This window comes from Azospirillum sp. TSH20 (genome assembly GCF_003115935.1).
GTDB lineage: Bacteria > Pseudomonadota > Alphaproteobacteria > Azospirillales > Azospirillaceae > Azospirillum.
Genome location: NZ_LGQU01000029.1, coordinates 1 through 11,790, shown reverse-complemented (window position 1 = coordinate 11,790; position 11,790 = coordinate 1). Strand labels below are relative to the sequence as shown.

Sequence of the window (11,790 nt, the reverse complement as noted above, 5' to 3'; positions counted from 1 at the left end):
TGGGCAAAGGAGACCATTGCCATGCCCGATAGCCTGATGCCCGAGACAATGTCCGCCGACGCTCCCGTCCGCTTCGACACCAAGGTTGCGCTGGTCATCCGCGCCGACCTGGCCGTGTGGCAGAAGCTCAACGTCGCCGCCTTCCTCGCCACCGGGATCGCCGCCGCGGCGCCGGACGCGCTGGGGGAGGAGTATGTCGACGGCGCCGGCCGGCGCTATGGCCGGATGCTGGGTCAGCCGATGATGATCTTCGCCGCCGACGGCGGGCAACTGCGGGCCGTCCGCGATGCCGCGCTGGAACGGGGGCTGACGCTGGTGCCCTATGTCGCCGCGATGTTCGGCACCGGCCACGACGCCGCCAATCGCGCGGCTTTCCAGGCAGAGGACCCGAACGCGCCCGATCTGGTCGGGCTAGCCCTGCGCGGGCCGAAGAAGGCGGTCGACAAGACGGTGAAGGGACTTGCCCTGCACGGATGAGGGGTCCCCCTGCCCGTCACAGCTCCTGCGGTACCGTGATCGTCACGGCGGTGCCGGCGCCCGGCTTGCTGTCGAAGGCAAGCCGGCCGCCGAGCGGCCCGGTCACCGTGTTGAAGACCACCGCCAGCCCCAGCCCCTTGTGGCCGCGGCCGCGGGCGGTGGTGAAGAAGGCGTCGGTCAGGGTCGGCAGGTTGCTGGCCGGAATGCCGGCGCCGCGGTCGCGGACGGTCACGCTCCAGGCCGGAACGGCATCCAGCATCGCCGTCCGGATCGTCACCTCGACTTCGCCCGGACCGCCGCCATAGCCATGGGCGGCGGCGTTGGCGAACAGGTGGTGCAGCACCCGCTCCAGATGCGGGGCACAGCCGATCCAGGGGCAGGCGGGACCCGGTGCGACCCGGATGGCCAGCGGCAGGTCGGGATGCTGGACGGCGAACAGGGCCGCCGCATCCTCCGCCATGCGGCGCAACTCCAGCGCCTCCAGCGGTTCGGAGTTCTGGCAGGCGGCGATGGCGGAAAACGCCTCCACCAGTTCCACCGCACGGGCGAGGTTGGCGTCGAGCAATGCTGCCGGTTCGCGCAGTTCCTCGGACGACAGCGGGCCGCTGCCGGGCCGGGCGAGATCCTGCAGGTGGCTGGCGGCGGTGACGCAGACGCCGAGCGGCGTGTTCAGTTCATGCGCCAGCCCGGTCACCGCCTGGGTGATGGCGCGCTGACGGGCCAGCGCGGATTCGGCGATGCGGGCGCGTCGCTCCAGATCCTCGCGCACCACCCGCTCCGACACCTCGCGGATCATCCGGCTGAGTTCGCGCAGCAGCTTCGCCAGCAGGTCGGGCGAGGGGGAGATCAGCGCCAGGAACAGGTCGCGTTCCAGTTCGAACACCGTCACCGGCGTGGCGGCGATGACGGAGGCGGAGCGGGCGCCGCCGTCGATCAGCGCCATCTCGCCGAAACAGTCGCCGGCGCGGCGGAAGCCGACCTCCACCTGACCGCCGAAGGGGTCGTTGCGCACCACCCGCACGGTGCCGTCGAGCAGGACGTAGAGCGAGCTGGCGACGTCTCCCTCGCGCATCAGCACCGTGCCGGCCGGGGCGTCGAACACCCGCCCGCGCGATGCCACGGCGGCGCGCTCCTCCGGCGAGAAGGCCTCGAACAGGACGATGCCGTCGAGGATCCCGCCGGGCGTGGTGATGCCGGTGGCTGCGCTGGTCATGGCTGAGGGATGCTCCGAAAGGGCTTCGTCCCGGCAGCATAGACCAAGCGGCCGGGGCACCGCGACACGTTAACCGATGCTTTCGCGAATCGGAAACCTGCTTTCCCGCGACAGGCGGTCCAGCAGGCCACGCGATCCGGCCTCGCACAGGTCCAGCACCTCTTCGAACCCGTTGGGGCCGCCGTAATAGGGATCGGGCACCTCCCGTCCTTCCAGACCGGGCGCGTCGTCCAGGAACAGGCGGAGCGCGGCGGTGGTGCCCGCCGGGGCGATGCGGCGCAGCTGGGCCAGATGACCGTGGTCCATCGCCAGGATATGGTCGAAGCGGGTGAAGTCGGCCGCCACCACCTTGCGGGCGCGCAAGGAGGACAGGTCGACGCCACGGGCAAGAGCCGCACGCTGCGTGCGCGGGTCGGGCGGCTCGCCGACGTGGTAGCTGTGGGTGCCGGCGGAGTCGGCGGTCACATGGCTGCCGAGACCGGCGCGGTCGGCCAGATGGCGGAACACCCCCTCGGCGGTGGGCGAGCGGCAGATGTTGCCCGTGCAGACGAACAGGACCTTGACCACCTGCGGTATCCCCCTTCTTTCTTTTCAGCGGCTTTACTTCCGGGCGCGACGAGCGTACGCCGCAGCAGTTTTCCATGTGACCGGTTTCCGAACCGCTAAGGGGATCCCATGCCCTCACCCGCGCTGACCAACCGACTGCGTCCGACCGACTCGATCGTCATCCTGACCGGGGCCGGGATTTCCAAGGAATCGGGGCTGGACACCTTCCGCTGCGCCGGCGGCATCTGGAGCCAGGTCGATCTGGAGGATGTGGCGACGCCTGAAGGGTTCGCGCGCAATCCCGATCTGGTCCACCGCTTCTACAACGACCGCCGCCGCGGCCTTGCCGACCCTGCGGTGCAGCCCAACGCGGCGCACCGGGCGCTGGCGGAGCTGGAGCGGCGCTGGAAGGGCAACGTCCTGCTGGTGACGCAGAACATCGACGATTTGCACGAGCGCGGCGGGTCGGTAGCGCCGCTGCACATGCATGGCGAGTTGCTGAAGGCCTTCTGCCTGCATTGCCGCACGGTGACGGAGGTGCAGGGCGACCTGTCGGTGCACGACCATTGCCTGACCTGCGGGCGCAAGGGCGGCATGCGGCCCGACGTGGTGTGGTTCGGCGAGATGCCCTATCAGATGGAGCGCATCCAGCGGGCGCTGGAGGAATGCGACCTGTTCGTGTCGATCGGCACCTCCGGCCATGTCTATCCCGCCGCCGGGTTCGTGGCGGAGGCACGGTCTGCCGGCGCCTATACGGTCGAGCTGAACCTGGAACCGTCGGAGGGCGCCTCCTATTTCCACAGCTCCATCCACGGCCCGGCGACCCAGGTGGTGCCGGCCTTCGTCCAGGATTTGCTGACGCTTGTCTGATGACATTGCCGAAGGCGGCTCAAGCCTCGACCGCCTGTTCGCGAGGGTGCGCGCCTGCACGCTGTGTGCGGGGGTGCTGCCCCATGGCTGCCGCCCGGTCGTGCGCGGCAGCCCGACCGCCCGCCTGCTGATCGTCGGGCAGGCGCCCGGCGCGCGGGTGCATGCCAGCGGCATTCCCTGGGACGATCCCTCCGGCGACCGGCTGCGCAAGTGGCTGGCGATGGACCGCGCCGCCTTCTACGACGAATCCCGCATCGCCGTGGTGCCGATGGGGCTGTGCTATCCCGGGACCATGCCGAAGGGCGGCGATTACCCGCCGCGGCCCGAATGCGCGCCGCTGTGGCACCCGCCGCTGCTCGACGCGCTGTCGGGCGTGCGGCTGACCCTGCTGATCGGGCAGTACGCCCAGACGCATTACCTGGGCGAGCGGCGCAAGGCGACGATGACGGAGACGGTGGCGAGCTGGCGCGAGTACGGCCCGGCCTTCATGCCGCTGCCGCACCCGAGCTGGCGCAACACCGCCTGGCTGAACCGCAACCCCTGGTTCGATGAGGAGCTGGTGCCGGCACTGCGCCGCCGGGTGGCCGACGCGCTGGAGGGCTGAACGGCCCTGCCCCGCCCTACTCCCCCCGCCTACTCCATGGTCTCGATCCGCTCCATGTCCTCGTCGGAGAAGCCGAAATGGTGGCCGATCTCGTGGATCAGGACATGGCGGACGATGGCGGGCAGCTCCTCCCCCGTCTCGCACCAGTAATCCAGGATCGGGCGGCGGTAGAGGAAGATCATGTCCGGCCCGCCGCGCAGGTCGGCGACGCTTTGCCGCGTCAGATCCACGCCCCGATAGAGCCCCAACAGGTCGAATGGGCTTTCCAGCTCCATCTCCCGCTCGGTATCCTCATCGGGAAAATCCTCGACATGGATGACGAGGTTCCCGACCGGGGCGAGCAGCTCCGCCGGGATGGTGTCGAGCGCCTCTTCGGCCATGCGCTCCAGGTCTTCGACCGTGGGCGGAACCGTATGGGGACCTGAAGGTTTCCGTATCATGCCGCAGAAGGTAGCGAACCGCCGCCCGTTCGCCAAGAAGCTGCGGGCGGCAAAAGAGTGACGAAGGAAAGGGAGGTCATCATGTCCGATCGCCTTGTCGGTGCGCCCCGCCAGACGGCGCTGAAGGAACTGCACGGCTGGGCGGAGGTGTTGGAGCGCGACGCCATCCGCAAGACCTACCATTTCGCCGACTTCCCAGCCGCCTGGGGCTTCATGACCCAGGTCGCCCTGCTGGCCGAGAAGACCGGCCACCATCCCGAATGGTTCAACGATGTCGGCCGGGTCGAGGTGATCCTGTATACCCGCAGCGCCGACGCCGTGACCCAGGCCGACATCGACTTCGCCCACCGCCTGGACCAGATGGCGCCGCTGCACGACCGCTGAGGTGGCTGGCACGGGAGCAAACGCCCGCCCCTGCTGTTACTCTTGTCCCGTCGGCAGCCCGCCGGCGGGACTCCAGACCCGTGCAGCGCGGAGCCGCCGACCATGCCGAAACCCTTGACCCTGTCCATCCCCCACTCGCTCGGCCGGGCGGAGGCCAAGCGCCGGCTGGTCGACGGCATGGGCGAGGTGCGGGCGCGCCTCAGCGCCGTGGCGGCCAGTGTCGACGACAGCTGGACCGAAGACCGCCTGAACTTCCGCGTCGTGGCGCTGGCCCAGACCATCGCCGGCCACATCGACGTGCTGGACGACAGCGTCGAGATGGAGGTGCAGCTGCCCTGGGCGCTAGCGCTTCTGGCCGACAAGATCAAGAACAAGGTGACCCGCCAGGGCACGCTGATGCTGGAGAAGAAGTAAGGGTTTGTGGGGAGTTGTCGGCTGACGATGCCCCCTCCCCAACCCTCCCCCGCTCTCGCGGGAGAGGGAGCGAGTGCTTGATTGGGAAGGCAGCGGCAGTCCCTCCCCTGCGAAGCGGGGGAGGTTAGGAGGGGGCAATCGAAGCCCGCACCTCCCCACCTATCCTTACCTCCCCTACCCCTCCGAAGGCTCCTCCACCTTGCGCCGCGCCAGCGGGTGGTGGTCGTGCATGACCTTCTTCAGCCGTTCGGTCACCACGTGCGTGTAGATCTGCGTCGTCGCGATGTCCGCATGGCCCAGCATCTTCTGAACGGAACGCAGGTCGGCGCCATGGTCGAGCAGATGGGTGGCGAAGGCGTGGCGCAGGACGTGGGGGCTGACCTTCTCCGGGTCGATGCCGGAGTCGATGGCGAGTTGCTTCAACAGCTGGGCGAAGCGCTGGCGCGTCAGATGTCCCTCAGCTGAACTGCGGGAGGGAAACAGAAACGGGCTGTGCCCGGCCTCCGCACCAGCAGCTGGCGGGATGAAGTGGCCGCGGAACGGGATGTAGCCGGCCAATGCCGCGAGCGCCGGGTCGGACAGCGGCACCATCCGTTCCTTGCCGCCCTTGCCGCGCACCAGAAGGCCGCGGCCGTCGCGCATGATCGCGGTCATCGGCAGGCCGACCAGTTCCGACACGCGCAGGCCGGTGGCGTAGAGCACCTCCAGCAGCGCCACCAGCCGCAGCCCCTCCGGCCCGCCGCGCGCCTCGGCGGTGGACAGCATGGCGCCGACCTCCGCCTCCGTCAGGATCTTGGGCAGCGGGCGGCCCTGCTTGGGGCTGTCGAGCGGCGAGGCGGGATCGTCGACGCGGCGGCCTTCGGACAGCAGGAAACGGTAGAACTGCCGCATCGCCGACAGCCGCCGCGCCACGGTGCGCGGCGCGCCGTCCTTGCTCTGCACCGCCAGATAGGCGCGGAGATCCTCGGTCCCGGCCGCCTCCAGCGCCACGCTGCGCTGGGCCAGCCAGCGGCCGAGGTCGGCAAGGTCGCGCTCGTAGGCCAGCCGCGTGTTCACCGCCGCCCCACGCTCCGCCGTCAGCATGTCGAGGAAGGCGTCCAGGTGCGGGGAGGTGGCGAGCGTGCGCGGCTTGCACGGCCGGCCGCGGCGCTTGGCGCCGGATTTGCCGGCGGCTTTGCCAGTGGCTGTGGCAGCGGCTTTGGCTGGGGGCTTGCTGCCGGTCATGGTGTCGGCGTCATGGTTGTGGTGGGTTCCTCGGGCATGAGGTCATTCGGCGGGTGAGGTGGGCACGGACGGGCCGGCGAGTGCGGCCATCGCCTCGCGGACCAGCGCACGGGCGTCCGGCTCCAGCCCGACCGCCTTCAGGTTGGCCGCCACGCGGGCGGTGACGACCGGCGGCAGGGCGGCGGGTCCGGCCTCCCCCATCAGCAGCAGGGCGACAGCCACCGTCTCGCCGATGCGCCCGCCGGCCGCCGCGTCGCCCAGCCGCTGCCACAGCGCCGGATCGACGCCGGCATCGCTGCCGCTGGGTGGGCCGGCGCCGTCGGTGGCCTTCATCCACGCCTCGTCCGGGATGGCGACTCCGGTGGCCTGGAGAAGCGCCAGCTGGCCGGCGACGCGGTTGCGGGCAAGGCCGTCGGCACCGCGCAGCGCCTCGTCCAGCCATGCGGTCAGCGCGCGCGGATCCTCGGCACCGCGCCCGGTGGCGACCACGGACAGCGGCCACAGCCAGGCGGTGTCGGCGCTCCGCCCGCTGCGCAGCGCCAGATCCTGCCATCGCCGCGCCTGATCGAGTCGGCCGAGCGCGTAATAGAGCCGGGCCGCCGCCGGTGCCAGCGCCGCAGCGTCGCCGCTCGGCGACACGCTGTCGAGCAGCCCCGCCGCGGCATTGCCGACCGGCCCGGCGCGCAGGCGCGGATCGACCAGCTCCACCGCCAGAGCGGCCAGGGCGACGCGGCGCCGCCCGTCCATCGCCGCCGCCATCGCCTGATGGACCAGGGCGCGGGTGCGGGCGCTGCGGTCGCGCTGGGCGATGTCGCGCACCCGCAGCAGCTCGTCCCCCACCGCCGGCACCTGGGCATAGAGATCCAGCAGTTGGCGGGCGTCGAGGAACAGCGAGGCCGCAGCCCGTTCGCCTGCGGCGGCGCGGGTGGCGGGATCGGTGGAAGGGTTGGTGGCAACGGCGGCCAGCGCCGGCGGGTTGTCCAGCGGCAGCCGGTCGGGCGGCACGCCGATCCGCGCCGTACGCATGGCGGCGAGCAGCAGCGGCAGCCCCTCGCCGTCGCCCTGCAGGGACAGCATCCGGGCCGGCGGCGGCGCAGCACCGGCCAGCGCCTCGGCAACCATCAGGAACGGGTCGGACCGCCGGCCGGCGCCGCGCAGCGTGGCCAGCGCCTCGTCGGTGCCGGCCTGATCGCCGACGCGGGCGCGGCAGAACAGGGCCAGCCTGCTCCAGTAGACGGAGGTGAAGCTCCTGCCGCGGGCCAGCGCCCGCGTGCAGTCCAGGCCGCCGCGCACCAGCTCCGCATCGGTCAGTGCCCTGGCCGCCGGTTCGTCCGCCGCCAACGCCGCCGGAAGCAGGTCGGACAGCTCGGCCGCCCCGGCGGGGTCGCCGAGCCGAGCCAGCTTCTCGATGCGCAGGGCGCCGAAACGGCGGGGCGGTGGCGCCTCCCCGGTCGCGACGGCGGGGGAGCCCGCGCTCAACAGCAGCCGGCGCTCCAGCGCCTTGACGGTGGGGGACGGGGTGTCGACCGGAAGCGCGGCAATCAGGGGCAGAAGCTCCGCCCGGCCGATGCCGCGCCAAGGGTCGCCGCCCAACCCCCGCATGCCGCTGAGGGTGCCGGCCCCGTCCGGGTCGGGCGCACCCAACGACTCGCTCGCGACAGGCGCCGGCCGCGCCACCATGGGGGAGACGGCGGGCGGCGGGCTCACCGCGGGCGGATAGGCCGGCACGACGACCGGGGCTGGGACCGGAGCGGGTGCGGGGGACGCCACGTCGGGCGTCAGCCGGATCGGCGGGCCGAGGGCCTGGGCGGCGGCGGCCATGGCCCATCCGGCCACCAGCAGCCCGGCCAACAGCGGAACCGCGACCCGGGGGACGCCCCCGGCCGATGGTCGGGGTTCAGCGCGGGAAGCGCTCATCCGGCAGAACCTTCTCCACCGTTTTCGACGGAGCCGGCAGATCCCACGAGGCAAGGAACACCACGCCACCGGCGATCACCAGCAACAGCAGGACGAAGAGGATCGAGAGAAACCGGCTCATGGCACCAGGGACGTGTTGTGTCGGAAAAAACGGAGGAGCGGAGCTACCACGCCCTGCGTCCGCAGGGCTTGGGACAAGCAATGGCTTTTCTGCTAAAGCATCCGCGGCCCCGGCCGGGGGCCGGGAGGCGGCGCAGTGTAGCCACAGGTCGGACCGCGGCGCAACCCGTCCCCGGCCCGTTCACGGGTCATCTCCAGCCCGTCCACCCGATCACCGGGCAGGGCCGGGGCGCTTGTGCCGGCCAGCTTTCGGCGGGTATGAGTGTTGTCTGTTTCAGCGGTGTGACGGCCTGCGAGGACATGGGCCGGGGACATGGGCCGGGGACATGGGCCGTGGACATGGGCCTGCTGGCATCGAAGGGTACGAGTGGCGGATCGGATGGATGTGATGGGACTGCGCAAGGCGATGACGGCCCAAGGTCCGGGAACAGGTCCGGGCACGGGTGCGGCGGAGGATGCGGAGCCGCTGCTTCCGCGCACCGTGGTGCTGGTCGGGCTGATGGGGGCCGGCAAGAGCGCCATCGGGCGCCGGCTGGCGACGCGCCTGCACCTGCCCTTCCGCGACGCCGACACCGAGATCGAGGCGGCGGCCGGCTGCACCATCGCCGAAATCTTCGCCCGCGACGGCGAACCGGTCTTCCGCTCCGTCGAACGCCGCATCATCAGCCGTCTGGTGAAGGACGAGCCGGTGCATATCCTGGCGACCGGCGGCGGCGCCTTCATGGACCCGGAGACCCGCGCCGCCATCCGCGAGCATGGCGTGTCGGTCTGGCTGCGCGCCGAGCTGGACGTGCTGGTCGCCCGCACCGCCCGGCGCACCCACCGCCCCATCCTGAACCAGGGCGACCCGCGCGCCATCCTGGGCCGGCTGATGGAGCAGCGTTATCCCATCTATGCCGAGGCCGACCTGACCGTGGTCAGCGACGAACGTCCGCCCGACGTGACGGTGGAACTGGTGATCGACGCGCTGGAGGCGCATTTCGGCGTCCAGCTTCCCCACCGTGCGCCGCGCGGCGGACGGCCCGGCAAGAGCGACACCCCCAAGACCGACGCTCCCAAGACAGACGCCTCCTGATCCTCTTCTCCGCCCCCTTCCCGATCCACCAGCTTCGCGGACTGCCCCGATGACCTCCGTCTCCGCCAACACCCCGGCCGCACCCGACACCGTCCGCCTGGAGCTGGGCGCCCGCAGCTACGACATCCTGGTCGGCGACGGCGTGCTGGCCAATGCCGGCGAGCGCATCGCCGCCGTCACCCGCGGCCGGGCGCCCATCGTGGTGACCGACGCCAACGTGGCGCCGCTGCATCTGGACACGCTGAACGCCGCGATGCAGCGGGCGGGGATCGCGCCGCAGCCGGCCATCGTCCTGCCGGCCGGTGAGAAGACCAAGGACTTCGCCCATTTCCAGCAGCTGATGGACGACATCCTGGGCCGCGGCATCGAGCGGTCGACCGTCCTTCTGGCGCTGGGCGGCGGGGTGATCGGCGACATCACCGGCTTCGCCGCGGCGTCGGCGCTGCGCGGCATCGACTTCATCCAGGTGCCGACGACTCTGCTGTCCCAGGTCGACAGCTCGGTCGGCGGCAAGACCGGCATCAACAGCCGCCACGGCAAGAACCTGATCGGCGCCTTCCACCAGCCACGGCTGGTCATCGCCGACACCGCCACGCTGGACACCCTGCCCCGCCGCGAGGTGCTGGCCGGCTATGCCGAGGTGGTGAAATACGGCCTGATCCGCCAGCCCGACTTCTTCGCGTGGCTGGAGCGGAACGGCCGGCGGGTGGTGGACGGAGACAGCGATGCCCGGCGCCATGCGGTGACGGTCAGCTGCCGCGCCAAGGCCGACATCGTCGGTGTGGATGAGCGGGAGAGCGGCGACCGCGCGCTGCTGAACCTGGGCCACACCTTCGGCCATGCGCTGGAGGCGGCGACCGGCTTCGGCCAGACCCTGCTGCATGGCGAGGCGGTGGCGATCGGCATGGTGCTGGCCTTCGACCTGTCGGTCCGGCAGGGGCTGTGCCCGGCCGAGGACGCCCGGCGCGCCCGCGCCCATCTGGCCGAGGTCGGCCTGCCGGTGCGCCCGGCCGACATTCCCGGCGTCGCCTGGGACGTCGATGGGCTGGTGAGGTCGATGGCCAAGGACAAGAAGGTGCAGGACGGCCGCATCACCTTCATCCTGGCCGACCGCATCGGCAACGCCTTCACCCGCCGCGATGTCGATGCCGCCGCCGTCCGCGCCGTGCTGGACGAGTCGGTCCGGTCCGCCTGATCCGCTATATCACGGACAATCCGCCTTTCGCACAATAGCCGCGCCGACGGTTGCCCGCCCATACTCCCCCGACAAGACCGCGGCCATTCCGCCGCGGCGGAATCGGGGAGGATGGGTGATGAAGGCAATGATGGGCATGTCGGCCGTTGCGGTCCTGCTGCTGGCGGCGGCGCCAGCCATGGCGCTGGAGGTGCGCGAGCAGGCGACGATCAAGGCGCCGATCGAGCAGGTGTGGAAACAGATCGGCCCCTTCTGCGCCATCGGCGACTGGCATCCGGCAGTGGAGAGCTGCAATCTTCGCAAGACCGGGAAAAGCCAGGAGCGTGACCTCGCGCTGAAGGGCGGCGGCGCCATTCAGGAACGGCTGACCGGCCTGTCCGCCGCCAAGCACCGGATGCGCTACACGCTGCTGAGCGGACCGCTGCCGGTGAAGAACTACAACTCCACCATCCGGCTGAGCGCGGTGGATGCCCACACCACCCGCATCACCTGGTCCTCGCACTTCGAGGCCAAGGGCGCCTCCGACGCCGAAGCCCGCAAGGCCATCGCCGGCATCTACACCAGCGGCTTCGACGGGCTGCGCAAGCGGTTGGAATCCGCCCAGTAACCGCGCCGGCGGCAAAGACATACCGCGATATGCGGTAAGTTCCCAGCAATCGGTTCTATTGACTATCCGTGCATCAAGCTGACAGGATCGGTATGCCGCGCTGCGAAATCGCGGTCGAGTGCATCGTTCGTCCACAAAACCTGCAATCACGAGGGAGACGGGACACATGCCGACACGCCGACTGATGCCTGACGTCATCAAGAACCAGGAGCTGTCCTGCCTGCCGCCGGGCGCCACCGTGCGCGATGCCGCCACGCTGATGGCCGAAAAGCGCATCGCCGCGGTGCTGGTCACCGACGGGCGCACGCTGAAGGGCATCGTCACCGAGCGCGACATGACCGCCCGCGTGGTCGCGGCCGGACTCGACCCCGACACCACCCGGCTGTCCGCGGTGATGACCGCCGATCCGGACACGCTGGAACCTTCGGCCACCGCTCTGGCGGCGCTGGAACTGATGGAACGGCACCATTACCGCCACCTGCCCATCGCGGTGGGCGGCGAGGTCGTCGGCATGGTGTCGATCCGCGACCTGTTCGCCGTGGTGCGCACCCATCTGGAGGACGAACTGCGCAGCCGCGAGGCTTACATGTTCGGCAGCGGCTATTCGGCGGAGGCCACCCTCGGCTGAGCGCGAGCCGGGGGCTGACCTATAGGTAACGCTGCGTTGCGGCGGGGGCGGGGTGACCGGGCGCCCCGCCCCCCCC

At 70.9% G+C, this 11,790-nt stretch carries 15 protein-coding genes; 9 read left to right on the top strand and 6 right to left on the bottom strand.

The genetic code is table 11. The features are described 5' to 3' along the window. Nucleotides 1–21: 21 nt before the first annotated feature. On the top strand, nt 22–477 hold the full coding sequence (locus TSH20_RS08830; protein ID WP_247871210.1) for a DUF2000 domain-containing protein: 456 nt from the start codon (nt 22–24) through the stop codon (nt 475–477). A gap of 16 nt (nt 478–493) precedes the next feature. On the opposite strand, the gene TSH20_RS08825 is transcribed toward TSH20_RS08830, so the two are convergent. Together TSH20_RS08825 and TSH20_RS08820 are read right to left on the bottom strand one after the other, a co-directional pair. Next, complete coding sequence (locus TSH20_RS08825) at nt 494–1,690, bottom strand: cyclic nucleotide-binding domain-containing protein (RefSeq protein ID WP_109074380.1); 1,197 nt, start codon at nt 1,688–1,690, stop codon at nt 494–496. A gap of 69 nt (nt 1,691–1,759) precedes the next feature. Continuing rightward, nucleotides 1,760–2,257 carry a low molecular weight protein-tyrosine-phosphatase gene (locus TSH20_RS08820; RefSeq protein WP_109074379.1) on the bottom strand — a complete coding sequence of 166 codons (498 nt, stop codon included), beginning with the start codon at nt 2,255–2,257 and terminating at the stop codon, nt 1,760–1,762. Nucleotides 2,258–2,365: 108 nt separating this feature from the next. Between TSH20_RS08820 and cobB the strand changes: the two genes are divergently transcribed. Next, complete coding sequence (gene cobB / locus TSH20_RS08815; RefSeq protein ID WP_109074378.1) at nt 2,366–3,106, top strand: Sir2 family NAD+-dependent deacetylase; 741 nt, start codon at nt 2,366–2,368, stop codon at nt 3,104–3,106. Further along, a complete protein-coding gene (locus TSH20_RS08810) occupies nt 3,099–3,710 on the top strand; it encodes a uracil-DNA glycosylase family protein (protein ID WP_109074377.1) in 612 nt (203 codons plus the stop codon). The genes cobB and TSH20_RS08810 overlap by 8 nt, the downstream gene beginning before the upstream one ends. A 29-nt stretch (nt 3,711–3,739) precedes the next feature. Here the strand turns inward: TSH20_RS08810 and TSH20_RS08805 are convergent, their stop codons facing one another. Then, nucleotides 3,740–4,090 carry a metallopeptidase family protein gene (locus TSH20_RS08805; RefSeq protein WP_083896940.1) on the bottom strand — a complete coding sequence of 117 codons (351 nt, stop codon included), beginning with the start codon at nt 4,088–4,090 and terminating at the stop codon, nt 3,740–3,742. 141 nt (nt 4,091–4,231) lie between these two features. On the opposite strand from TSH20_RS08805, the gene TSH20_RS08800 reads away from it, so the two are divergent. Together TSH20_RS08800 and TSH20_RS08795 are read left to right on the top strand one after the other, a co-directional pair. Then, complete coding sequence (locus TSH20_RS08800; RefSeq protein ID WP_109074376.1) at nt 4,232–4,534, top strand: 4a-hydroxytetrahydrobiopterin dehydratase; 303 nt, start codon at nt 4,232–4,234, stop codon at nt 4,532–4,534. 102 nt (nt 4,535–4,636) lie between these two features. Then, nucleotides 4,637–4,948, top strand: coding sequence for a polyhydroxyalkanoic acid system family protein (locus TSH20_RS08795; protein WP_109074375.1), 312 nt, complete (start codon nt 4,637–4,639; stop codon nt 4,946–4,948). A gap of 174 nt (nt 4,949–5,122) precedes the next feature. Here TSH20_RS08795 and TSH20_RS08790 read toward each other — a convergent pair whose 3' ends face one another. The 3 genes from TSH20_RS08790 to TSH20_RS35285 are packed head-to-tail and all read right to left on the bottom strand — an operon-like array spanning nt 5,123 to nt 8,210. After that, the gene (locus TSH20_RS08790) at nt 5,123–6,172 is read right to left on the bottom strand and encodes a site-specific tyrosine recombinase XerD (RefSeq protein ID WP_109074374.1); all 1,050 of its coding nucleotides are present in this window, start codon (nt 6,170–6,172) and stop codon (nt 5,123–5,125) included. A gap of 42 nt (nt 6,173–6,214) precedes the next feature. Continuing rightward, nucleotides 6,215–8,089 (bottom strand): hypothetical protein, encoded by a 1,875-nt coding sequence (locus TSH20_RS08785; RefSeq protein WP_109074373.1) that lies wholly within the window; start codon nt 8,087–8,089, stop codon nt 6,215–6,217. After that, the gene (locus TSH20_RS35285) at nt 8,070–8,210 is read right to left on the bottom strand and encodes a hypothetical protein (protein WP_199230887.1); all 141 of its coding nucleotides are present in this window, start codon (nt 8,208–8,210) and stop codon (nt 8,070–8,072) included. The genes TSH20_RS08785 and TSH20_RS35285 overlap by 20 nt, the downstream gene beginning before the upstream one ends. Before the next feature lie 378 nt (nt 8,211–8,588). Between TSH20_RS35285 and TSH20_RS08775 the strand changes: the two genes are divergently transcribed. The 4 genes from TSH20_RS08775 to TSH20_RS08760 all read left to right on the top strand — a co-directional run bounded on the left by TSH20_RS08775 (nt 8,589) and on the right by TSH20_RS08760 (nt 11,714). Further along, complete coding sequence (locus TSH20_RS08775; protein WP_109074371.1) at nt 8,589–9,284, top strand: shikimate kinase; 696 nt, start codon at nt 8,589–8,591, stop codon at nt 9,282–9,284. Nucleotides 9,285–9,333: 49 nt separating this feature from the next. Beyond that, the gene (gene aroB / locus TSH20_RS08770; RefSeq protein ID WP_109074370.1) at nt 9,334–10,479 is read left to right on the top strand and encodes a 3-dehydroquinate synthase; all 1,146 of its coding nucleotides are present in this window, start codon (nt 9,334–9,336) and stop codon (nt 10,477–10,479) included. Nucleotides 10,480–10,597: 118 nt separating this feature from the next. Further along, nucleotides 10,598–11,086 carry an SRPBCC family protein gene (locus tag TSH20_RS08765; RefSeq protein WP_109074369.1) on the top strand — a complete coding sequence of 163 codons (489 nt, stop codon included), beginning with the start codon at nt 10,598–10,600 and terminating at the stop codon, nt 11,084–11,086. A 166-nt stretch (nt 11,087–11,252) separates the two neighbouring features. After that, entirely contained in the window at nt 11,253–11,714 is a 462-nt protein-coding gene (locus TSH20_RS08760; protein WP_109074368.1) for a CBS domain-containing protein, read from the top strand. Nucleotides 11,715–11,790 lie beyond the last annotated feature (76 nt).